Genomic DNA, 19,055 nt, shown 5'->3' with positions numbered 1-19,055 from the left:
GTACATCGCGCGGCCAGGCGCCAGCGCGTTGCGTCGCTGTTGATTTGTTGCTCGTTGATCGCCGGTTGCGCCACGCCGGCAAGCGAGCTCGGCTTCGGGCCGGTGCAGCAAGCCGCCAAGGAGCGGCTCGGCCAGGACCTGCAGTGGCCGCGCACCGCCGCCGAGCGTGACCGTGTGGACCAGCGCGTGGCCGAGTTGCTTGCCGCGCCGCTGACCGTGGACGCGGCGGTGCAGGTCGCGCTGCTGAACAACCGCGGCTTGCGGGCCGGCTTCCAGGAACTCGGCATCGGCGACGCCGAACGGGTGCAGGCCGGGCGGCTGCCGAACCCCGGCATCAGCGTCGGCCGACTCCGGCGTGACAGCGAAGTCGAGCTCGAGTGGGGCGTGCACTTCAAACTCGCGCGTCTGCTCGCGCTGCCGATGGTCGGCCGCATGGAAGCGCAGCGCTTCGAGCAGATTCAGGGCCGGGTCACGATGAGCGTGCTCACGCTGGCCGCCGAGACCCGCCAGGCCTGGGTGCATGCGCTCGCCGCCGAAGAGACGGTGCGCTATATGCGCCAGGTGAAACAGGTGGCCGATGCGAGCACCGAACTCGCGCGCCGCATGGAACAGGTGGGCAACTTCAACAAGCTGCAGCGCGCGCGCGAGCAGGCCTTCAGCGCCGATGCGGCGTTGAACCTGGCGCGTGCCGAGCAGTGGCAGCGCGGGGCGCGCGAACGGCTGATCCGCCTGCTCGGCGTCTCGGCAGAGCAGACGCAGTTCAAGCTGCCAGAGCGCCTGCCCGACCTGCCGAAGGAAACGCTGGCCTGGCCCGACGTCGAACGCGCCGCGCTCGACCAGCGGCTCGACGTGCAGGGTGCGCGGCTCGACGCCGAGCGCACCGCGAAGAGCCTCGGCCTGACGCGCACCACCCGCTTCGTCAACGTGCTCGAAGCCGGCTATCTGCGCAACACCTCGAACCAGGCACCCGACCAGCGCGGCTGGGAAATCCGCTTCGAGCTGCCGCTCTTCGACTGGGGCGATGCGCGCGTGGCGCGGGCCGAAGCGGTCTACCTGCAGGCCGTGGACCGGGCCGCCGAAACCGCCGTCAACGCCCGCTCGCAAGTGCGCCAGGCCTATGGCGCGTACCGCTCGGCGCACGACATCGCGCGCCACCACGCCGAAGAGATCGTGCCGCTGCGCAGGCAGATCGCCGACGAGAACCTGCTTCGCTACAACGGCATGCTGATCGGCGTGTTCGAGCTGCTGGCCGACGCGCGCGCGCAGATCGCGAGCGTGAACGCGGCCATCGAAGCCAGGCGCGATTTCTGGCTCGCGCAGGCCGAGCTCGACATGGCACTCATCGGCCAACCCGCGCTTGCAGGCACATCGGCCCCGACGATGGCGGCTGAAGCTGCCGCGGCGGCCCACTGAAATTCAAGGAAACACCATGGTCTCGAGACGTTCTCTTCTCGGCGGTGCGGGCGCGATCAGCGCTGCGGTGGCCGCCTCCACGGTCAGTAAGGTGGCGATGTCCGCCTTGCCCGAGCCTGTCACCCAGACCCGGCCCGACACGATGCCGCCGCTCGTGCCGAACACCGGCCGGCCCTACAACCCGGTGGTCACGCTCAACGGCTGGACCTTGCCCTGGCGCATGAACCAGGGGGTGAAGGAATTCCACCTCGTGGCCGAACCGGTGGTGCGCGAGATGACACCCGGCTTCAAGGCCCGCCTGTGGGGCTACAACGGCCAGAGCCCGGGGCCGACGATCGAGGTGGTCGAAGGCGACCGCGTGCGTGTCTTCGTCACCAACAAGCTCGGCGAGATGACCAGCGTGCACTGGCATGGCCAGCGTGTGCCCAACGGCATGGACGGTGTGGCCGGCCTCACGCAGCCCGGCATCGCGCCCGGCAAGACCTGTGTGTACGAGTTCGTGGCGCGCCGCCCCGGCACCTTCATGTACCACCCGCATGCCGACGAGATGGTGCAGATGGCGATGGGCATGATGGGTTTCTGGATCACGCACCCGAAGAAGGCCCACGCGAAGAGCGTGCACCCCCTGATCGACGAGGTCGACCGCGACTACGTGTTCCTGCTCAACGCCTACGACATCGAGCCCGGCAGCTACACGCCGAAGATCATGACGATGCTCGACTTCAACCTGTGGAGCTGGAACAGCCGCGTGTTCCCGGGCATCGATCCGCTGGTCGCGCGCCGGGGCGACAAGGTTCGCATCCGCGTCGGCAACCTGACAATGACCAACCACCCGATCCACCTGCACGGCCACGAGTTTGTCGTGACCGGCACCGACGGCGGGCCCACGCCGAAGAGCGCACGCTGGCCCGAGGTGACGACCGACGTGGCGGTGGGCCAGATGCGCCAGCTCGAGTTCGTGGCCGACGAAGAAGGCGACTGGGCCTTCCATTGCCATAAGAGCCACCACACGATGAACGCGATGGGCCACGGCGTGCCGACGATGATCGGCGTCGACCACCGCGACGTGGCGCAGCAGATCACGAACCTGGTGCCCGACTACATGGTGATGGGCGAGCGCGGCATGCACGACATGGCCGAGATGCAGATGCCCTTGCCCGACAACACGGTGCCGATGATGACCGGCACCGGCCCGTTCGGCGCCGTCGGCATGGGCGGCATGTTCAGCGTGCTGAAGGTGCGCAAGGAGCAGAAGGCGGGTGATTACAGCGACCCGGGCTGGTACAAGCACCCGCCCGGAACGCTCGCCTACGAGTGGACCGGTGCGCTCGACGAGCCGGCGCGTGTGAAGGCCGAAGGCCACGGTGCCATGCCGCCGCTGGCGCGCCCGGCGCAGGACACGGAAGTCAACATCAGGAAGCCCGCCGGCGGGCATGCCCATCACTGACCGCCGCAGCGGCCTTCAGCCCGCGTGCAGCGTGCCGTTGCGTGCGGCGGGCTGCGCGTCTTCGAGTGGCACGAAGATCCAGAGCAGCAGGTAGGCCATGAAGCCGGTGCCGGCGCACAGCGCGAGCAGCGCGAACATCAGGCGCCAGAGCCAGGGCGCCAGGCCCAGCACCTGCGCCAGGCCACCGCACACGCCGCCGAGCCAGCTGTCGCTGCGGCTGCGGCGCAGGCGGTTCATCGCGGCGACGGCCGGGTCGGGCCGGGCAGGGCCGGCATCTGCGAGTACGCGCGCCTTCGCGGCGCGGAATTCTTCTTCACTGAGCACGCCACCCTGTTGCAGCGCGCCGAGCCGTTCGAGTTCTTCGCTGATCGACATGAGGTGCTCCTGGCGGTGGGTGGGGTTCAGCGCGCTTCCTGCGGCAGGCGCTTGCCGGTGACCACGACCGTTTCGAGCTGGACCACCCGCACCGCCTTGGCGGCCGGTGCGTCGTGGCGCGGCGTGGTGGCCACGGCGAGCGACGTGGTCGAGACCACGGCGAACAGGACGGCGATGGTGGTGATGCGGCTGATCATGGTGGGGCTCCTTCGGGTTCGGTGTGTTGCGTTGGAGTGAACTCTAGGCACGACCGGCCCACGCTCCCACCCGATTGCGACGAACTGCAGCGTGTGGCGCATGGGCTGCAGGGGCGGCTGACGATTGGCGCCGGGCAGGGCTCCAAACGCCGCTTGGGTACAGTCGACCCACACCAAACGGAGACCTTTCGATGATTCACGTTCTTGCCATCATCACCGCCAAGCCCGGCATGCGCGATCGCATTCTTGATGCCTACCGCGCCAACGTGGCCGCCGTGCGGGCCGAAGCCGGCTGCATCGCCTACGAGGCGGTGGTCGACGTGGCCGAGGCCAGCACCGGCTTCGCGCAGTTCGGGCCCGACGCTTTCGTGGTGGTCGAAAAATGGGCGTCGATGGACGCGCTGCGTGCGCACGCCGTGGCGCCCCACATGAAAGCCTATGCGAGCCAGGTCAAGGACCTGACCGCGAGCCGCGCGATCCACGTGCTGCAGCCGGCCTGAACGGCCACTGCGTTCAGGGCTGCGCAGGCCCGCGAGCTCCAACCAGTTCGTCGGCCTTCGAGCGGTAGTAGCCGATGCCGGCATCGAGGGCACGCTCGGCGGTGCCGAAGTCGGCTCGTGTGCCGAGGTGGGCGTCGGGCACCGCCACGGCTTCGATTCGCCCGCCCCAGAAGACCTCGAAACCCTGCAGCGCGAGCGCCTCGGGGCCGTGAACGAGTTCGACGCCGGCGGCGTGCATGCGGGCGGCGTCGGGTGCTGCCGTCCCCTGTTTTTGCAGCAGTTCCTGCCGTGTGGTGGCGCCGTGCGCATACATCAGCAGGCGCTCTGAAGCAGCGTGCGGCGCCAGCGGGCTGAAGAACAACGAGGTGATGTGCCGCAGCTTGGCCGCGTCGACCACTTCGGTCACCGCCGTGGTGCGCTCGGGCGCCCACTTCAGTATCGGCTGGTTCGGCTCGGCGTGCGGAGCCAGCCAGAGGTAGCGCAGCAGCGGGTCGCGCGCCTGGGCCTGATGCAACTGCTCGCACCATTCGCGCCGGCCCAGCAGGTTCGCCGCACTGGCCAGGGCGTCGTGGCCGGCGGTGATGGCGTGGAGCGCCGCGAACAACACCCGTTCGGCGTCGGCGGCGCGGGCATGGCGGCCGTGTTCGCGCATTTCGTCCCGCCAGGCACCGGCCCAGCCCAGCAGGCGTTCGGCGGTGTCGAGGTGGGCCTGGCCGGTTTGCTGCATGGTTCCCGAAGTTTCGCCGATGCGCGGGCGCCAGGTGTCGCCACCCGGAGCCGCGGGGCGATGGACAGTCGGAGCCTGAGGCCCGATCTTCCGAGAGCCGAGCCGCGTCGACTCAGTCGTTGCCCGGTGCAGGGCGACCGTCGCTGCGCAGCAGCGGCGCCGGCAAGGTCTCGACCAGAACCTCGCGCAGGTAGTCGGTCAGCGACTCGCGCGTGCCGGTGCGACCGACCGGGCGCCAGCCGGCCGGCGCCCGGCGCGTGATCGGCCACACCGCGAACTGTTCCTGGTCGTTGACGATCAGCTGGTGCGTGACGACCTGTTCTTCGGCTCCGCTCACCGGCCGACCTCGAGGTCGGCGTAGCGCTCGGCCGCATCTTCGGGTTCGAGATCGCACGCCGCTTCGAAGGCGGCGTCGCCGAGCATCACGGCCGAGGTGGTGTCGATCTCGTGCCGAATGAGCATCACGCGGTAGGCGAAGCGGCGTGACCACTCGGGGCGGGGGCAGGTGCGCGAGGCAATGTCAGTTTCCATCAAAGACTCCGGCTGGTGTGATCGCAGTGTCTTTGCAGCAGCGAACGCCGACTGTAGGACGATGTCCAAAGCAGGGTTCGGACTGTTCCGATCGTCGGCGTCTGCAGGAGGCCGTTCCCACACAGCGTGGCGACGCATTCCTACAGCCGGGCCGCACCGCGGCCCGAACAATGCAGGCATGGAACAGCACCAGTCCCACGCATGGATCGAGCAGTTCTGCGTTCAGTTGCTGCGCAGCCGGCCCGACCTGTCATGTCGATTCGTGGTCGCGCGTGCGATCGCGAGCTTCCCGCATGCTGCCGACCTGCACCCCGACGAAGCCGCCAGGCTGTTCGCGGCGGCATTGCCGGGCAGGGACGCTCACCCTCGGAGCGAGCGCGCAGACGAGTGAACGCGGTGGGCCGGCGGACCGCACCAGGCTTTCGAATCAGGCGCCGTGAGGCAGCGGCGCATCGCAATACGAACGCATGAAGCACGTCAACGTGCTGCCGGCAGGCCACCTGCGCGCCGGGCTCTTCCAGGCCCTGGGGCGCCAGCAGCTCAAGCGTGATATCGCCGTGTCGGTGACGCACTTCGTGTCCATCCCGGCCATCGTGGCAGCCACCGACCATTGCGCCACCCTGCCACGCCTGATCTGCCGCCATCTCGAACACGACCCGCGCCTGAAGCGGTTGCCCATGCCGGTCGACCTGGGTGCCTTCCCGATGCACATGGCGTGGCATGTGCGATATCGGCTGGATCCAGCGCACGCCTGGCTGCGCACCCTGGTCGCCGAACTGGCGGGCGCGCTCTGACCCGCGGGGCGCCTCAGGCCGAGGGCATTCTGTCGAACTTCGGCAAGCCTGGGTCGAGCTTGTCCCAAGCGTGTCCACGGACCGCATAGGTCACCACCTGCGGCTGAAAGCGCCCTGGGTCGTCGAGGCTTGCGGCGTGCACCGTGAAGATGTCCGGCATGGCAGAGAAGGTCATGTACACCGGGGACCCGCAGGTCGGGCAGAAGGCCCGGGTCTTGGTGTTGCCGCTGTCACCGCTGAGGTTCCAGAGCGTGGCTTCGCCGCTTTGCCGCACGCCGCCCCGCGCGAAGGTGAGGTACGAGCCGTGGCCCGTGCCGCTTTGGTGCTGGCAGTCGAGGCACTGACAATGATTCTGAAAGAGTGGCTCGCCCGCGATCTCGTAGCGGACCGCGCTGCACGCGCAGCCACCGGTGTAGGTTTGGCTCATCGGAATGACCTGTTTGCTTGACTCGGGTTTCGATCGGTTCTGGGTTTCTCGCCGGCGATGTTGCCCACCGTGTGAACCACCTTGTTCCAGCCTTCGCCCATGACCTTGAGGGCCGATGCATTCTTCGGCACGACGAAGCCGGCGTGGACGAGGCGCAGCTTCGTCCCCTGCTGAACCTTCGACAAGGTCCAGGTCACCACCGTCTGCAGGCGCGAGCCGTAACCCACGTTGGATTCGTGCCCACCCTCCCAGCTGTAGGCAAGGCGCTCGTTGGGAACGACGTCGAGCACGCGGCACTCGATCGTTCCGTCCCACTCGCCGGCGGGCTTGGTCTTGAAGCTGAATTGTTTGCCCGTCACGGGCTCGAAGCCCGTGGGCGCCATCAGCCAGCGGCTGATCAGTTCGCCGGTGGTGAGCACCTTCCAGATGACTTCGGGTGCGTGGGCGAATACCTCCTCGACCACGATGCTTTGAGTGGGCGTCGTCGTTGTTGCGGCGTCGTTCATGGATCCATCTCCTTCAGAAGCGTCTTGAGATTCGCAAACCGTTCGCGCCAGAACACGCCGTAGTGACTCATCCAGTCGATCAGCGGCGCCAGCCCCTTGGGTTGGGCGCGGTAGAACACGTTGCGGCCTTGTGAGCGGTCGGCGATCAGGCCGGCCAGCTTCAACGAACGAAGATGCTGGGAAACCGCCGATTGCGACACACCGCTGCCACTGGCGAGATCGCCAACACTGATTTCGCCCGACTGGATGATTCGCTCGAACACGGCACGTCGGGTGGGGTCTGCGAGTGAACGCATGACGGTGTCGATCGAGGCGGGGCGGGGCATGTCAAAAATATTAGCAGCGGCTAACGTATAAGTCAACACTTCTGGAAAATCGAACCTGCCCTGGATCGCGGATTAATTAAACCAACTGGTTGACAGTTGGAGCGGAGCCCCATACATTCAACAACATGGTTGAACAAAGAGGTCCACATCAAAGTCCCCGGCTCGACGCCGTCTTCCACGCCCTGGGTGATGCCACCCGGCGCCAGATGCTGCGTGATCTGAGCGAAGGCGAACGCACGGTGACGCAGTTGGCCGAGCCCTTCGACATGTCGCTGGCGGCGGCGTCCAAACACATCAAGGCGCTCGAAGGCGCCGGCCTCATCCGCAGGGAAGTGCGCGGCCGAACGCACATCTGCCGCATCGACGCACAGCCGCTTTCAGACGCGAACGAATGGTTGAGGTTCTACGAGCGCTTCTGGAACAGCCGCCTCGATGAACTCGAACGACTCTTGCGCGGTGGCAAACCCCGCACCACCGACCACCCCAAGCCGAAAGGAAAACGATGACGACGACCTGCCAAACCGACGAGTCCTCTTTCGGGGTTCTCGCCAGCCCATCCACCCTCGTGCTCAAGCGCACGCTGCCCGGCCCCGTGGAGCGCGTCTGGTCCTACCTGATCGACAGCGACCTGCGGCAGCAATGGCTGGCCGCAGGGCCCTTGAACCCGCAGCCCGGCGCCTCTTTCGAGCTCGTGTGGCGCAACGACGAGCTGTCGGAGCAGGGCGACGAGCGACCGGAGGGTTTCGGCGCAGAGCACCGGGCCACCTGCCGCGTGACCGAGGTCGACACACTGCGCAAGCTCGGTTATCACTGGCCCGGCGTTGGCGACGTGACGTTCGAGCTCGAGCCGGTCGGCAGCGAGGTCGTGCTGACCGTGACACACCGCCATCTGGCCAATCGCCATTCGACCTTGATGGTCGGTGCTGGCTGGCACACGCACTGCGACATCCTCGTCGCACGCATGAACCGGCAGAAGCCCGGTTCTTACTGGACCGACTGGGTGCGTCTGCGTGATGAATACGACCGCCGGATCCCGGCATGAACGCCTGAATGGAACGCACCATGCGCAAACTGATTGCAGCGATGAAGGTCTCCGTCGACGGCAAGACCGAGGGGCCCGAGGGCTATGCCGACTGGGTCGAAGGCTGGTCCGAAGACTACGGATTGACCGAGCGCATCGACACCTGCCTCCTGGGGGGCCGCATGTACCCGGGCTACGAGCAGTACTGGACAGCGATTCGCGATGCACCCGATCAGCCTTTGCCGATGACGGGCCAACTGCCGCTGCCGGCCGAAGTCGAGTGGAGCCGCTTTGCCGTCCGCACACCGCACTACGTGCTGTCGAAGACCTTGAATGCCGTGAACTGGTCGCACACCCGGATCCTGCGAAGCGTCGAAGAAGTGGCCGCGCTGAAGCAGCAGCCCGGCAAGGCCATCTACCTGATGGGTGGCGCCACCCTGACCGCCAGCCTGATCGATGCCGGCCTGGTCGACGAGATGCACTTCATCACTTACCCGCTGCTGGCCGGGCCAGGGGCGGCGCTGTTCCAGCAGCTGGGGCGCCGCCGGCAACTGCAGATGCTGGACATGCGCCCTTTGAGCGGGGGTCGTTTCAGTACCTCTTACGCGATTGCTTGAGTCACGCTTGCGGCGGACGGCCCGACTGTGCAGACCATCGACGCGGGCTGGCGAAGACCCCGCCACCTACGCGAAGTGGCAATTCGGCGACACACCACTGTCGGCCGCTCGATCGACAAGCTTCACCGCACGGCTGCAGCGCCTCGGCGTGTCGGTTCACCGAAGCGCCTCGTCGACGTGTCTAGGACGCGCTGACGAACGCCACGTCGCACTCCAGGCCTTCCACCGTGGCCAGCGCTCGCAGACGCTGGATGTAGGGTGCGAGGCGCGGGTCCTGGCGAAAGGCGGCGATGTCGTCTGTGCTGCGCCACTGCGAGTAGTTGATGGCGCGCCGCCCATCCCGGGCCGTCAGCACGCTCGACGAAACAAAACCGGGCATCTTGCTGAAGAAGGTCTCCGTGCCGTCGCGCAGAACATCGAGCAGGCTCTGCAAGCTGCCCGGCTCCACCATGAACAGGTTGACCAGCGTGATCACGCGGGCGTCGCTGCGAATCACGGCCTGCATGCTGAGCCCGCCCACGGTTTGAGCACGAACAAGGCTCGCGGTCAGCGCGATGCCGGTCGCAACGGCGCCGGTGGCGACGATGTTTCGGCGAGAAGCCGAATGTTTGGTGTGTGTCATCAGCTGGGCTCCTTGTTGCAATTTTTGCGGCACGCAAGACGGCCAGGCGATCGTTGGAGCCGGGTCCGTCGAGGCTCACCCAGCCCAAGACTTGCCGCATGACGAACCGGCGAAGTTGGACGAAACATTCCCGCGGCTCCTTCAGCCAAGCACCACCCAGTCGACCGACTCGAGCGCATAGGGTGCGAACAGGAAGTCGCGGATGCCTGCGATGTGTGCATCGCGCCAATCGACCAGCACAAAGTGCCCCGGCTTCTGCGCCGCGTCGCCGTCGAACACCAGCATGGCCGGGCGGCCTTCGACCGCGCCGAGCGAAAAGCGCCAGGTCGTCACTTCGGCGTAGCGGGTGAAGTAGGGGGCGATCTTGTCGCGTCCTTCGAGCTGCAGCCGGTTCACCAGGTCGAGCTTCACGTCATCGGCGAGCATGGTGCGTATCGCCTCGAAGTCGCCGCCCTGAAACAGCCGCACAAAGGCGGTGATCTTCTGCCGATCGGCATCGGACATCATGGGCAGCCGGGCATCGCCGGGGGCCCGCGCCAGCTGCCTCAGGGCCGCCCGGCCGCGCTGCAGCGCCGACTTGGCGGCCGCCTCGGAGCAGCCGGCCACGCCGGCGATCTCGTCGACCGAATGCCCGAGCACGTCCTTGAGGATGACGGCGCAGCGTTGCAACTCGGGCAGGCGAAGGAAGGTCTGGAAGCTGATCGCGACGACATGCGCCTCGGGCAGCGGTGCAGCCTCGACATCGTCGGTCAGCGGAACGACCGTGTAGCGGGACCTCTCGCGCAGGAGGTCGAGGCTCGTGTTGTGGGCGATGCGGTACAGCCAAGCCTCGAAGTTCTCTACTTCGAGGCCGGCGGCGCGGGCGTTCAGGGCCTTGACCAAGGTGTCCTGCAAGACGTCTTCGCCGCTCACCGTCGATCCCGTCATGCGGGCACAGTACCGATGCAGCCGCGGGCGCAGCGCCTTCAGGCGAAGCTCGAATTCTTCGTTGTTCATGCGTCGCGGCATCGCGTGGTGGTGTGCCGGGTTCCGCCACGAACCTGCCCCGCAGGCGAAGTCTGCGCCCCGGGCCAGTGCGTTGCGAAAGCCTTCACACCGGAGGGTTCTCTGTGGACCGCGCTCGATCGAGGCATCACTGTTCTCCTGGCTTGCACATGACGCAGCTCGCCCGCAAGCGTCATCAACGGCTGACGCTCCAGACGGCCGAACCTGCCATCGACACCAGACTCGCCAGTTCGGCAATCTTCGGAAAGTAGGCCTGCATGCGAGGGTCGAGGCGCATGGCGTCGATGGCGGCGGGCGTTTCCCACTCGGAGTAGATCGCCACGCCGCTGCCGTCTGCGGCGGCGATCAGCCGGGTGGTCTTCCAGCCATGCAGCGTTCGGACCACGGCGTCGGTATTCTCTTTCAGGAGCGCGAACAACTCGTCCTGTTTGCCCGGCTTGGCCTGGAGCAGATTGATCAGAATGACCGGCTCGTCAGACATGGCAGACCCCTTTTGTGTTTCGGATACGCCATTGACGATTGCGCGACCCAAAACGGATCGGTCGGCCGCACAAATCAGGGCGAGAGCAGACATGCGCCATCGTTCTGACCCCTCTGTTTCGACCTGCGCGGTTGCCTGGGTGCCGCATGAAGGCTTCTCCAAGGGCATGGGAGGCGCCCGCCGTGTGCACAGCCGATGTCCGGGAGAGCGTGTCGGCAGCGTTGCACGGAGTGGGCCCGGTCGAAGTACGGGCCGATGTCCATTCAGCCTGTCTACGTTTTCCCATGACGCCGCACACCACTCGTCGAACGACTTCGAATGCCTTGAAAAGGCTGAGTGCAGTCGGTCTTTGCGTTGCCCTGCTGGACGTTGCGTTGGTGCGCTGCGGTGAGCGACAGGGGTGTGCTGGCGGCGGGGACCGCATTCTGGGCCGCGCGGGCGCCGCGTCTGGGCCTGTTGTGCAGGACAACGCTGGCGTGAGTGCGTGCGAGTTGGCTGTAGGTCCCATCGACACAGGCCCGAAGAACAGGTGGTGCCTGGCACGGCGGCACGCGCAGGCGGGCGCGAAGCGAGCGGACCGCTCAAATTCAGCCTGTCGATAGGACTCGGCGCCGCCGGAAAGACAAAAGCCCCGCGTTCGCACGCGAGGCTTTGTGTTTTTTGGCTCCCCGACCTGGGCTCGAACCAGGGACCTACGGATTAACAGTCCCTGGGGATGGGATTTTCTGGGGTTTCCTGATACAAGTTGCTCCCGACATAGTCTTTACAAATCAATCACTTGCGTCCAAAGTCATTCCAAGCCGTTTCAGACCATCCACGCCAAAACTGGCACCAGACTGGCACCAGAACAGCTACGGACTATGGCAAAAGATCAACTTTCAGGTGCCGCAGCAGCGATCAAATCGCTCGACGGCGGCGCTTTCGTTACTCTTCACAGCAGGCTTGATCGAGGCGGTGCTTTGCAGGCTCGCAAGCTGGCCAACGGAGCGGTTCAGCTCTACTGGCGGTACTCGCACGCGGGCAAGACCAGCCGAGAGCCGATCGGTGTCTACGATCCGGTGGCACCCCCGAAGAAGCTGCAACCGACGCAACGTGGCTACGGCATCGCGGCGGCGCTTGAAAAGTGCAGGGCTCTTGCCGATGTGCACGTCGAGCGCGCCGACACGGGAGGTCTGCAGGAGGTCAAGGCAGAGAAGCGCAAGACATTCCTCGCCCAGAAAGCGGTCGAGACCGAGAAGTCCACGCGGACGCTGCAGAAACTTCTCGACGCCTATGTGGCACACCTGAAGACGCAGGGGCGCCGCAGCCATGTCGACGCGGCACAGATCTTCAAATTGCATATCACCGTCGCGTGGCCTGCCGTGGTGGAGGCGCCAGCTGTCGACCTGACGCCTGACCAGGTTCTCGACATGCTGCGACGGTTGATCGAAGCTGGCAAAGGCCGGACCGCCAACAAGCTGCGTTCCTACATGCGAGCTGCCTACCAGTGCGCGCAGGACGTCAGGACCACGGCGTCGATCCCTGTGGTCTTCAAGGGCTTCGGTATTGTTTTCAATCCAGCCGCCCAGACCCGGCGTTCGCCGCAGTTTGATCGCGCCGACAAGCGCCCATTCTCCAAGCCCGAGCTTCGCACCTATTGGAAGCTGATTCGGGACAGATCTGGAAGCGAAGCTGCGGTCTTGCGTTTGCACTTGCTGAGCGGCGGTCAACGCATTGAGCAGTTCGTGCGGTTGCGCTCAGGTGATGTGACCGATGACTCGGTGACAATTTTTGACGGGAAGGGGCGACCAGGACAGGGCCCGCGTCCCCATCAAATCCCGTTGCTTGACGAGGCACGTCAAGCGCTCGCAGTCTTGAAGCGGGAAGGGGTCTACGCAATCTCGACAACGGGAGGCAAGAAGCCAATCAGCGTTCGCACGATGGCCGGCTGGGCTCGCGCGATCGTCGGGAACGACATCGAAGGCTTCCAGTTGAAGAGGATTCGATCTGGGGTTGAGACGCTCCTTGCCGCAAACGGGGTCAGTCGCGACATCCGAGGCTATCTTCAATCGCACGGTCTGACCGGTGTGCAGGCGCGCCACTACGACGGGCACGACTACATGCCGGAGAAACGAAAGGCGCTGGAAATATTGGTGCGCGAGGTCTGCGCCCCATGAGCTGAAAAGTGCGTTGGACGACGGCGTTCGAATCTCGAATGTCCGTTCCGTCGTGCCCTCGTGTTCGTTCCAGGTATGTCAGCCGCCAAGGGTCGCGGCAAGGCGAACAATAACTCGGCGCGCAGGCAGAAGAGGTAGGCGATCAGCGACAGCGCGAACATGGCGAGCGCTGCGCGGACGGCCGGACGCCGGCCGGGGAGCGCTAGCTGCACGACATGAAACACGAGCACACCGCCTACCGCGCCGCGCAACAGCAGTTCCCAAACCCAGCCACTGTCCGACAGGCTTGTAATGGACGGGATTCTTGCGTGTCACGCGCATCACGACGAAATCCCTAAGAGCGAAGAAGCAGCTCAACTGCGAAAAACCTGCCTGAAAGTTGCACGCTGCACAGCGGCTTCAAAGAGGCGTGGAGAAGTTGAAGGGCCTCCCTCCTGATGATTGCGAAGGTAACTACCGTGCCGCCGGCCGCTTCGTTTTCAGATTCGCCTTCGGTGCCGCCATCCGGTTCTTCTGCGGGCGACGTGCCCCGGTTCGTGTGGCGCGGCGTTCCTCTTTCCACTGAAACCTCCCAGTCAGTGCGCGCCGCGGATGTGGCGGTGAGTCGAGGCCGCAACTCCGCCGGCTGCCGCACTGTCCAGCCCGTTCAGGATGCCGCATTCGTCGATGGAATGCGGTGAAAGACATCGCGCCCGCAGTTCCTTCAAGTCCGCTTCGAGCGCGCGAAGTTCGCGGATGCGGTGGGCGACATGCCCAATGTGAGCGTCGAGAAGCTTGTTCACTTCGCTGCAATCCACTGGCGGCGCATCCTTGAACTGAAGCAGCGAGCGAATCTCGTCGAGCGTCATGTCCAGATTGCGGCAATGCCTGATGAACGACAGCCGCTCGGTGTGCGCCGTCGTGTACAGCCGGTAGTTGTTGTCGGCCCGCTCTGCGGCAGGCAACAAGCCCTCGCGCTCGTAGAAGCGGATCGTCGCGATCGGTGTGCCGGTTATCTCCGCCAAGTGGCCGATTCGCATGTCCCTACTTCCAGAAAATCAACCGCTTGACTCTACACCGGCTTCAGGGTTCTTAATGGGCGTTCTCATGCGCAAGGACCCGCCGATGAACACCCCCGACACCACCACCAAGGCGACGCAGGCCGCTGGCGGCGACGCCTGCGACGCTTGTTGCGGGGCGCCAGCTGCAGCCCCAATTCCCGACGCGACTCTCCTGCCGGATGGTAGGGCGCGCGCGCGATTCAAGATACCGACGATGGACTGCGCGAGCGAGGAGTCCGAGATCCGCCGCGCCGTCGCGGGCATCGCCGGCATCAGGTCGATGACCTTCCAGCTTGGCGAGCGGACCATGGCCCTCGACGCCGCACCCGCGATCGTCGAACAAGCCCTCGCGGCGATTCGAAAGACAGGCTTCGATCCGCAGCCATTGGCTGCCGCAGCAACTACCGGCCAACCATCGGCAGCGACCGGTGAAGACGAACACGATCACGCGGCCGATGCTGGCGGGATTCGACGCCTTGGGTTCGCGCTGGCGGTGGCCGTCGGCGCCGAGCTCGTCGGTTTCTTTGCGCCTGACACCCGCATCTGGCAGGGCCTCGGGCTGGCGGTCGCCGCCGTCGCGATCTGGATGGCGGGCATCGATGTCTACAAGAAGGGCCTGACGGCACTGCTTCGCGGGCGCCTCAACATCAACGCCTTGATGACGGTCGCGGTCACCGGTGCCTTCGCGATCGGGCAGTGGCCCGAGGCTGCGATGGTGATGGTCCTGTACGCCATTGCCGAAGCCATCGAGGCGAAAGCTGTAGATCGGGCACGCAATGCCATCAAGGGCCTGCTGGCGATGGCGCCCGAGGAAGCCGCCGTTCGGCAGGTGGATGGTTCGTGGTTGACCGTGCCGGTGGCCGATGTTCCGCTGGGCGCGGTGGTGCGCGTTCGACCCGGCGAGCGGGTGCCGATGGACGGCACCATCACCGCCGGCACCACCAGCATCGACCAGGCGCCGGTCACCGGCGAGAGCATCCCGGTCGACAAGGCGGTGGGTGACCCAGTGTTCGCCGCCACGATCAATGCGACTGGAAGCTTCGAGTTCGAGGTCACATCCCCGGCTTCGAACTCCACTCTCGCGCGCATCATTCACGCGGTCGAAGAGGCACAGGGCGCACGTGCGCCGACCCAGGGATTCGTCGATCGCTTCGCGGCCGTCTATACCCCGGGCGTATTCGTGCTTGCCCTCGTGGTGGCCCTGCTCGGGCCCTGGTTGCTCGACTGGACCTGGATGCAGGCGATCTACAAGGCGCTGGTGCTGCTGGTCATCGCCTGCCCGTGCGCGCTTGTCATCTCCACACCCGTCACTGTGGTCAGCGGTCTTGCGGCGGCGGCGCGGCGCGGCATCCTGATCAAGGGCGGCATCTACCTCGAAGGCGCGCGCAAGCTCAAGGCGATCGCGCTCGACAAGACGGGCACGATCACCGAAGGCAAGCCCAAGCTGGTAGCGACGGAAGTGCTCGCCGCTGCGGCGAACACCCAACTTGCCGAAGGGGTAGCCGCTGCGCTGGCCGGCGAATCCGACCACCCTGTGTCGCGTGCCATTGCCCAAGGGCTGTCTTCCTCAACCTTGCCGGTCAGCGGCTTTCAGGCGCTTGCTGGTCGGGGGGTCGAGGCCGACGTAGACGGGATCCGCTACGTGCTGGGCAACCACCGCCTGATCGAAGAGCGCGGCCAGTGTTCGCCCGCACTGGAGGCCACCTTGAAGACACACGAGGAGGCCGGCCGCACCGTGACGTTGCTCGCCTCGAAGGACGGTGTACTGGCGTTGTTCGCGGTGGCCGACACCATCAAACCATCGTCGCGCGAGGCGGTCGCGTCGTTGAAAGCGCTGGGCATCACCCCAGTGATGCTGACCGGAGACAACCAGGCCACAGCGAGCGCCATTGCCCACGAAGCCGGCATCGATGAGGCACGCGGCAACCTGCTGCCGGAAGACAAGCTCGAAGCGATCAAGGCCCTGCAGGCACAGCATGGGCCGACAGCGATGACCGGTGACGGTATCAATGATGCACCAGCGCTGGCGCAGGCTGACATCGGCGTGGCCATGGGCGCGGCCGGCACCGACACCGCAATGGAAGCGGCCGACGTGGTCGTCATGAATGATGACCTGCGCCGCATTGCGGAGACCGTGCGCTTGTCGCAAGCCACACATGCCATTCTCTGGCAGAACATCACGCTGGCGCTCGGAATCAAGGCGGTGTTCCTGGTGCTGGCGGTGTTCGGCAACGCGTCCATGTGGATGGCGGTGTTCGCCGACATGGGCGCCAGCCTGCTGGTGGTGGGCAACGGCCTTCGACTGCTGCGCAAAGGAGTCAAGACACCATGAAAACAGTCTCGCCCCGGGTTGCGGCCTTCGAGGCCGCCCTCGCCGAGTCGGGCCAGCGCTGGGCCGCTGGCGATGCCGCTGCCGCGTTCGCGTCGCTGGAGCGCGCGCATGTGCTGGGGCAGCGTGACTTCGGGCCTCACCTGAAGGTCCACCTGCGCATGCTTTCAATCGCCACGTCGCTGCGCGACTGGCGCGAAGTGCGCGGCCAGGTGCTGCGCGTAGCGCTCGTTCCCCTCGGTCATCTGCTGGCGCGGCTGCCACGCGGCAACACGGGAGCAGCGAACGTCAGTGCCTTCGCGCCCATGGCCATCCCCCCAGATATCGAGTCCCTGCTGGACGACAAGGGGCCCTGAGATGAATGGTCCGGTCCATGCTGGTGGCCAAAACCGCAAGTCGCACTTGCAGGAACTGTTCGCTTGAATCCGCAACCATTCAATTCTCGCGATCACCGGCCGGTGATGCTGCTGCTGGCGGCGGGCCTCGTCGTGCTGGACCAGGGGATCAAGGGGGTCGTGGCGGACCAGTTGCCGCTGGGGCTCAGCGTGGCGCTGACGTCCTGGTTCAACATCGTCCACGTACTCAATCCCGGCGCGGCCTTCTCCTTCCTGGCCGACGCTGGCGGCTGGCAGCGTCATGCCCTCAGTGCCATTGGCATCGTGGTCAGCCTGGCGCTCGCCGGCATGTTGTGGCGTGGAGTACGAAGCCGATTGGAAACGGCGGGGTTCGTTGGAATGATCGGCGGCGCCATGGGCAACGTCATCGATCGGATACGCATCGGTGCGGTGATCGACTACCTCGACCTCTACTGGGGCCGCCTGCACTGGCCGGCGTTCAATCTGGCCGACGTTTTCGTGGTGGGCGGTGCGGGACTGTTGCTGCTCGCGTCATTCCAACCTGACCCAGCCGCAGAGCCGAGGGGGCGAACCGATGTCAGCTGAGGCTTTCGAGCTTGTAGGCCCGCGAGGCCGCTCTTTTTGGGTGCCCTTGTTCGGGGCCTGGCTGATTGCCCTTGTCGCGACGGCAGGTGCGGTCTTCCTGGGCGAAGTGATGGGCATGACTCCCTGTGTGCTGTGCTGGTATCAGCGCATTGCCATGTTCCCGCTGGTGTTGATACTGGGCATCGGACTGTTCGGAGCCGACGCTCGCAGCGTTCTATACGCCTCGCCGCTCGCAGGGCTCGGATGGGGCATAGCGGCCTATCACTGCCTGATCTTCTGGGGCGTGGTGGCCGAGGGGTTGATCCCTTGCGGCAAGGGTTCGTCTTGTGCCGACGCCGACGTTCAGGTAGCGGGTTTCGTACCGATCCCGTTGCTGTCGTTGATCGCGTTCACGGCAATACTTGCGTTGTTGTGGACTGCTGGAAGAAGGATGAAGACATGAACAAGAAGTGGATCGTCCTTTCCACGGTTGCGGCCGTGCTGCTGTCCTTTGTTGCTGGTGCCTTGGTCTACAAAGATCGTTCCCGGCAGGAAGTCACCCAGGCCGCGCTGACAAACAACGAGGCTTTGGTCCGAGCGCATTCGCCGGTCTTCGGCAATCCCGCCGCCAAGGTCACGATCGTGGAGTTCTTCGATCCGGCGTGCGAGACCTGCCGCGCTTTCTATCCGATCGTCAAAGGCATCGTCAACGCGAGTTTTGGTCAGGTCAAGCTGGTGGTTCGCTACGCGCCGCTGCACCAAGGTTCGGACCGGGCGGTTCAGATTCTGGAAGCTGTCAGGCTTCAAGGAAAGTATTGGGAAGCCCTCGAACGGACGATGGCCTTGCAGCCCCGCTGGGCTGCGCACGACAATCCGCAGCCCGAGCTGATCTGGGAACTGATCTCTGACATCGGAGTGGATGTGGCGAGGGCCAAGTCAGAGGCCGGCAGCGCTGCCATCGCGCAGTCACTGCGGCAGGATGTGGCGGACATGAAAGCCTTGAAGGTGGACAGGACACCGGGCTTCTTCGTGAACGGTACGCCACTGCGTGAGTTCGGTGAGGCGCAGTTGAAGGCGTTGGTCGATCAGGAGATCAAAAAGGCGAAGGCGCAGTAGCGCGAGCGGCACCGGCGGCTGCAACGAGAGCCGCCGTCCGGCAGGGCGGCATTGGTGCGCGCCGAGTCCGTGCGACCGGCGCAGTTCACGGGCCGAGCCGGACTCGAATGTTCAGTGCGGCTGGTGTCGGGTTGCTCCACATCCAGCAGAATTGCTGGTCGCTGCTCGGCACGAAGGTGCCCTGCGCAGCTCGCATCGCGGTCATCCGTTCGGGGTACTTCACCTCGTCTGCGACATGAAAGTGCGTGTTGAAGTCCAGTGGCCCGTCGGCTGCAAATGTCCAGGTCAGCGCACGGCCTCTCCGTAGCCCGGTGCACAGTTCGACAAACCCTCCCGGCAACGCGACGAGTTGACGAATCAGTTCGGGTCCGGCGATCGGCGGAAGCGGAACGATTTCGGGCAGGGCATGGCTCGTCAGGGGCAGGGTTCCGATGACGAGAGCTGCCAGTGTTCGTTGGCGAGTACCAGGCATGACTCTCTCCTTGCAAGCGCTGGCTGTCGCCCA

27 protein-coding genes are annotated in these 19,055 nt (G+C 65.5%); 14 read left to right on the top strand and 13 right to left on the bottom strand.

The genetic code is table 11. The annotated features are described in order from the left end of the window. The first annotated feature begins 54 nt into the window (after positions 1 to 54). Both AC30PD_RS11540 and AC30PD_RS11535 read left to right on the top strand, forming a co-directional pair. Positions 55 to 1,413: a TolC family protein gene (locus tag AC30PD_RS11540; protein WP_489535794.1), complete on the top strand. Its 1,359-nt coding sequence runs from the start codon at positions 55 to 57 to the stop codon at positions 1,411 to 1,413. Positions 1,414 to 1,429: 16 nt separating this feature from the next. After that, positions 1,430 to 2,860, top strand: a complete 1,431-nt coding sequence (locus tag AC30PD_RS11535) for a multicopper oxidase family protein (RefSeq protein WP_489535793.1) — start codon at positions 1,430 to 1,432, stop codon at positions 2,858 to 2,860. Between the two features lie 15 nt (positions 2,861 to 2,875). Here the strand turns inward: AC30PD_RS11535 and AC30PD_RS11530 are convergent, their stop codons facing one another. Together AC30PD_RS11530 and AC30PD_RS11525 are read right to left on the bottom strand one after the other, a co-directional pair. Continuing rightward, positions 2,876 to 3,235, bottom strand: coding sequence for a PspC domain-containing protein (locus AC30PD_RS11530; RefSeq protein ID WP_489535792.1), 360 nt, complete (start codon positions 3,233 to 3,235; stop codon positions 2,876 to 2,878). A 26-nt stretch (positions 3,236 to 3,261) separates the two neighbouring features. Then, positions 3,262 to 3,432, bottom strand: a complete 171-nt coding sequence (locus tag AC30PD_RS11525; protein WP_489535791.1) for a hypothetical protein — start codon at positions 3,430 to 3,432, stop codon at positions 3,262 to 3,264. Between the two features lie 191 nt (positions 3,433 to 3,623). Between AC30PD_RS11525 and AC30PD_RS11520 the strand changes: the two genes are divergently transcribed. Then, complete coding sequence (locus AC30PD_RS11520) at positions 3,624 to 3,932, top strand: putative quinol monooxygenase (protein WP_489535790.1); 309 nt, start codon at positions 3,624 to 3,626, stop codon at positions 3,930 to 3,932. A gap of 13 nt (positions 3,933 to 3,945) precedes the next feature. Here the strand turns inward: AC30PD_RS11520 and AC30PD_RS11515 are convergent, their stop codons facing one another. From AC30PD_RS11515 to AC30PD_RS11505, 3 genes are all read right to left on the bottom strand, one after another. Then, the gene (locus AC30PD_RS11515) at positions 3,946 to 4,659 is read right to left on the bottom strand and encodes a hypothetical protein (protein ID WP_489535789.1); all 714 of its coding nucleotides are present in this window, start codon (positions 4,657 to 4,659) and stop codon (positions 3,946 to 3,948) included. 112 nt (positions 4,660 to 4,771) lie between these two features. After that, entirely contained in the window at positions 4,772 to 4,996 is a 225-nt protein-coding gene (locus AC30PD_RS11510; protein ID WP_489535788.1) for an MbtH family NRPS accessory protein, read from the bottom strand. Beyond that, positions 4,993 to 5,190, bottom strand: coding sequence for a hypothetical protein (locus AC30PD_RS11505; RefSeq protein ID WP_489535787.1), 198 nt, complete (start codon positions 5,188 to 5,190; stop codon positions 4,993 to 4,995). Before AC30PD_RS11505 ends, AC30PD_RS11510 begins: the two co-directional genes overlap by 4 nt. A gap of 178 nt (positions 5,191 to 5,368) precedes the next feature. Between AC30PD_RS11505 and AC30PD_RS11500 the strand changes: the two genes are divergently transcribed. Next, positions 5,369 to 5,581: a hypothetical protein gene (locus tag AC30PD_RS11500; protein ID WP_489535786.1), complete on the top strand. Its 213-nt coding sequence runs from the start codon at positions 5,369 to 5,371 to the stop codon at positions 5,579 to 5,581. Positions 5,582 to 5,657: 76 nt separating this feature from the next. After that, positions 5,658 to 5,984 (top strand): LysR substrate-binding domain-containing protein, encoded by a 327-nt coding sequence (locus AC30PD_RS11495; RefSeq protein ID WP_489535785.1) that lies wholly within the window; start codon positions 5,658 to 5,660, stop codon positions 5,982 to 5,984. A 13-nt stretch (positions 5,985 to 5,997) separates the two neighbouring features. Here AC30PD_RS11495 and AC30PD_RS11490 read toward each other — a convergent pair whose 3' ends face one another. The 3 genes from AC30PD_RS11490 to AC30PD_RS11480 are packed head-to-tail and all read right to left on the bottom strand — an operon-like array spanning position 5,998 to position 7,243. Further along, complete coding sequence (locus AC30PD_RS11490; protein WP_489535784.1) at positions 5,998 to 6,411, bottom strand: GFA family protein; 414 nt, start codon at positions 6,409 to 6,411, stop codon at positions 5,998 to 6,000. Then, positions 6,408 to 6,917 (bottom strand): SRPBCC family protein, encoded by a 510-nt coding sequence (locus AC30PD_RS11485; protein ID WP_489535783.1) that lies wholly within the window; start codon positions 6,915 to 6,917, stop codon positions 6,408 to 6,410. The genes AC30PD_RS11490 and AC30PD_RS11485 overlap by 4 nt, the downstream gene beginning before the upstream one ends. Next, positions 6,914 to 7,243, bottom strand: coding sequence for an ArsR/SmtB family transcription factor (locus AC30PD_RS11480; RefSeq protein ID WP_489535782.1), 330 nt, complete (start codon positions 7,241 to 7,243; stop codon positions 6,914 to 6,916). The genes AC30PD_RS11485 and AC30PD_RS11480 overlap by 4 nt, the downstream gene beginning before the upstream one ends. A gap of 125 nt (positions 7,244 to 7,368) precedes the next feature. On the opposite strand from AC30PD_RS11480, the gene AC30PD_RS11475 reads away from it, so the two are divergent. The 3 genes from AC30PD_RS11475 to AC30PD_RS11465 are packed head-to-tail and all read left to right on the top strand — an operon-like array spanning position 7,369 to position 8,881. Further along, a complete protein-coding gene (locus tag AC30PD_RS11475) occupies positions 7,369 to 7,749 on the top strand; it encodes an ArsR/SmtB family transcription factor (protein ID WP_489535781.1) in 381 nt (126 codons plus the stop codon). Continuing rightward, the gene (locus AC30PD_RS11470) at positions 7,746 to 8,285 is read left to right on the top strand and encodes an SRPBCC family protein (RefSeq protein WP_489535780.1); all 540 of its coding nucleotides are present in this window, start codon (positions 7,746 to 7,748) and stop codon (positions 8,283 to 8,285) included. The genes AC30PD_RS11475 and AC30PD_RS11470 overlap by 4 nt, the downstream gene beginning before the upstream one ends. 20 nt (positions 8,286 to 8,305) lie before the next feature. Continuing rightward, positions 8,306 to 8,881 (top strand): dihydrofolate reductase family protein, encoded by a 576-nt coding sequence (locus AC30PD_RS11465; protein WP_489535779.1) that lies wholly within the window; start codon positions 8,306 to 8,308, stop codon positions 8,879 to 8,881. Positions 8,882 to 9,062: 181 nt separating this feature from the next. Here AC30PD_RS11465 and AC30PD_RS11460 read toward each other — a convergent pair whose 3' ends face one another. The 3 genes from AC30PD_RS11460 to AC30PD_RS11450 form a co-directional block, all read right to left on the bottom strand. Next, on the bottom strand, positions 9,063 to 9,503 hold the full coding sequence (locus AC30PD_RS11460; protein ID WP_489535778.1) for an antibiotic biosynthesis monooxygenase family protein: 441 nt from the start codon (positions 9,501 to 9,503) through the stop codon (positions 9,063 to 9,065). Between the two features lie 141 nt (positions 9,504 to 9,644). Continuing rightward, positions 9,645 to 10,499 carry a sigma-70 family RNA polymerase sigma factor gene (locus AC30PD_RS11455; RefSeq protein ID WP_489535777.1) on the bottom strand — a complete coding sequence of 285 codons (855 nt, stop codon included), beginning with the start codon at positions 10,497 to 10,499 and terminating at the stop codon, positions 9,645 to 9,647. A gap of 184 nt (positions 10,500 to 10,683) precedes the next feature. Beyond that, positions 10,684 to 10,989 (bottom strand): putative quinol monooxygenase, encoded by a 306-nt coding sequence (locus tag AC30PD_RS11450; protein WP_489535776.1) that lies wholly within the window; start codon positions 10,987 to 10,989, stop codon positions 10,684 to 10,686. Positions 10,990 to 11,849: 860 nt separating this feature from the next. Here AC30PD_RS11450 and AC30PD_RS11445 point away from each other — a divergent pair. Beyond that, a complete protein-coding gene (locus AC30PD_RS11445) occupies positions 11,850 to 13,145 on the top strand; it encodes a tyrosine-type recombinase/integrase (RefSeq protein WP_489535775.1) in 1,296 nt (431 codons plus the stop codon). Between the two features lie 575 nt (positions 13,146 to 13,720). Here AC30PD_RS11445 and cadR read toward each other — a convergent pair. Further along, positions 13,721 to 14,164 carry a Cd(II)/Pb(II)-responsive transcriptional regulator gene (cadR, locus tag AC30PD_RS11440; RefSeq protein ID WP_489535774.1) on the bottom strand — a complete coding sequence of 148 codons (444 nt, stop codon included), beginning with the start codon at positions 14,162 to 14,164 and terminating at the stop codon, positions 13,721 to 13,723. Positions 14,165 to 14,249: 85 nt separating this feature from the next. Here cadR and AC30PD_RS11435 point away from each other — a divergent pair, with 85 nt between their 5' ends. The 5 genes from AC30PD_RS11435 (at position 14,250) to AC30PD_RS11415 (ending at position 18,550) form a co-directional block, all read left to right on the top strand. Next, a complete protein-coding gene (locus tag AC30PD_RS11435; protein ID WP_489535773.1) occupies positions 14,250 to 16,517 on the top strand; it encodes a heavy metal translocating P-type ATPase in 2,268 nt (755 codons plus the stop codon). Then, a complete protein-coding gene (locus AC30PD_RS11430) occupies positions 16,514 to 16,870 on the top strand; it encodes a DUF3703 domain-containing protein (RefSeq protein ID WP_489535772.1) in 357 nt (118 codons plus the stop codon). Before AC30PD_RS11435 ends, AC30PD_RS11430 begins: the two co-directional genes overlap by 4 nt. A 63-nt stretch (positions 16,871 to 16,933) precedes the next feature. Beyond that, positions 16,934 to 17,455: a signal peptidase II gene (lspA, locus tag AC30PD_RS11425; RefSeq protein WP_489535771.1), complete on the top strand. Its 522-nt coding sequence runs from the start codon at positions 16,934 to 16,936 to the stop codon at positions 17,453 to 17,455. A gap of 40 nt (positions 17,456 to 17,495) precedes the next feature. Then, positions 17,496 to 17,897, top strand: coding sequence for a disulfide bond formation protein B (locus AC30PD_RS11420; protein WP_489535848.1), 402 nt, complete (start codon positions 17,496 to 17,498; stop codon positions 17,895 to 17,897). After that, entirely contained in the window at positions 17,894 to 18,550 is a 657-nt protein-coding gene (locus AC30PD_RS11415; protein WP_489535770.1) for a DsbA family protein, read from the top strand. The genes AC30PD_RS11420 and AC30PD_RS11415 overlap by 4 nt, the downstream gene beginning before the upstream one ends. A gap of 85 nt (positions 18,551 to 18,635) precedes the next feature. Here AC30PD_RS11415 and AC30PD_RS11410 read toward each other — a convergent pair whose 3' ends face one another. Then, positions 18,636 to 19,022 (bottom strand): hypothetical protein, encoded by a 387-nt coding sequence (locus tag AC30PD_RS11410; protein WP_489535769.1) that lies wholly within the window; start codon positions 19,020 to 19,022, stop codon positions 18,636 to 18,638. Positions 19,023 to 19,055: the final 33 nt, after the last annotated feature.

The organism is Rhizobacter sp., assembly GCF_032229685.1.
GTDB lineage: Bacteria > Pseudomonadota > Gammaproteobacteria > Burkholderiales > Burkholderiaceae_C > LMDS01.
This window is presented reverse-complemented; position numbering and strand designations above follow the sequence as displayed.

What these genes read in the sequence shown, in the direction of transcription:
- AC30PD_RS11520 (WP_489535790.1), top strand. Translation starts at nt 3,624, where the DNA reads ATGATTCACGTTCTTGCCATCATCACCGCCAAGCCCGGCATGCGCGAT.
- AC30PD_RS11490 (WP_489535784.1), bottom strand. Translation starts at nt 6,411, where the DNA reads ATGAGCCAAACCTACACCGGTGGCTGCGCGTGCAGCGCGGTCCGCTAC.
- AC30PD_RS11470 (WP_489535780.1), top strand. Translation starts at nt 7,746, where the DNA reads ATGACGACGACCTGCCAAACCGACGAGTCCTCTTTCGGGGTTCTCGCC.
- AC30PD_RS11495 (WP_489535785.1), top strand. Translation starts at nt 5,658, where the DNA reads ATGAAGCACGTCAACGTGCTGCCGGCAGGCCACCTGCGCGCCGGGCTC.
- AC30PD_RS11450 (WP_489535776.1), bottom strand. Translation starts at nt 10,989, where the DNA reads ATGTCTGACGAGCCGGTCATTCTGATCAATCTGCTCCAGGCCAAGCCG.
- AC30PD_RS11530 (WP_489535792.1), bottom strand. Translation starts at nt 3,235, where the DNA reads ATGTCGATCAGCGAAGAACTCGAACGGCTCGGCGCGCTGCAACAGGGT.
- AC30PD_RS11525 (WP_489535791.1), bottom strand. Translation starts at nt 3,432, where the DNA reads ATGATCAGCCGCATCACCACCATCGCCGTCCTGTTCGCCGTGGTCTCG.
- AC30PD_RS11475 (WP_489535781.1), top strand. Translation starts at nt 7,369, where the DNA reads ATGGTTGAACAAAGAGGTCCACATCAAAGTCCCCGGCTCGACGCCGTC.
- AC30PD_RS11505 (WP_489535787.1), bottom strand. Translation starts at nt 5,190, where the DNA reads ATGGAAACTGACATTGCCTCGCGCACCTGCCCCCGCCCCGAGTGGTCA.
- AC30PD_RS11415 (WP_489535770.1), top strand. Translation starts at nt 17,894, where the DNA reads ATGAACAAGAAGTGGATCGTCCTTTCCACGGTTGCGGCCGTGCTGCTG.
- AC30PD_RS11485 (WP_489535783.1), bottom strand. Translation starts at nt 6,917, where the DNA reads ATGAACGACGCCGCAACAACGACGACGCCCACTCAAAGCATCGTGGTC.
- AC30PD_RS11535 (WP_489535793.1), top strand. Translation starts at nt 1,430, where the DNA reads ATGGTCTCGAGACGTTCTCTTCTCGGCGGTGCGGGCGCGATCAGCGCT.
- AC30PD_RS11515 (WP_489535789.1), bottom strand. Translation starts at nt 4,659, where the DNA reads ATGCAGCAAACCGGCCAGGCCCACCTCGACACCGCCGAACGCCTGCTG.
- AC30PD_RS11430 (WP_489535772.1), top strand. Translation starts at nt 16,514, where the DNA reads ATGAAAACAGTCTCGCCCCGGGTTGCGGCCTTCGAGGCCGCCCTCGCC.
- cadR (WP_489535774.1), bottom strand. Translation starts at nt 14,164, where the DNA reads ATGCGAATCGGCCACTTGGCGGAGATAACCGGCACACCGATCGCGACG.
- AC30PD_RS11460 (WP_489535778.1), bottom strand. Translation starts at nt 9,503, where the DNA reads ATGACACACACCAAACATTCGGCTTCTCGCCGAAACATCGTCGCCACC.
- AC30PD_RS11480 (WP_489535782.1), bottom strand. Translation starts at nt 7,243, where the DNA reads ATGCCCCGCCCCGCCTCGATCGACACCGTCATGCGTTCACTCGCAGAC.
- AC30PD_RS11500 (WP_489535786.1), top strand. Translation starts at nt 5,369, where the DNA reads ATGGAACAGCACCAGTCCCACGCATGGATCGAGCAGTTCTGCGTTCAG.
- AC30PD_RS11465 (WP_489535779.1), top strand. Translation starts at nt 8,306, where the DNA reads ATGCGCAAACTGATTGCAGCGATGAAGGTCTCCGTCGACGGCAAGACC.
- AC30PD_RS11445 (WP_489535775.1), top strand. Translation starts at nt 11,850, where the DNA reads ATGGCAAAAGATCAACTTTCAGGTGCCGCAGCAGCGATCAAATCGCTC.
- AC30PD_RS11455 (WP_489535777.1), bottom strand. Translation starts at nt 10,499, where the DNA reads ATGAACAACGAAGAATTCGAGCTTCGCCTGAAGGCGCTGCGCCCGCGG.
- AC30PD_RS11435 (WP_489535773.1), top strand. Translation starts at nt 14,250, where the DNA reads ATGAACACCCCCGACACCACCACCAAGGCGACGCAGGCCGCTGGCGGC.
- AC30PD_RS11410 (WP_489535769.1), bottom strand. Translation starts at nt 19,022, where the DNA reads ATGCCTGGTACTCGCCAACGAACACTGGCAGCTCTCGTCATCGGAACC.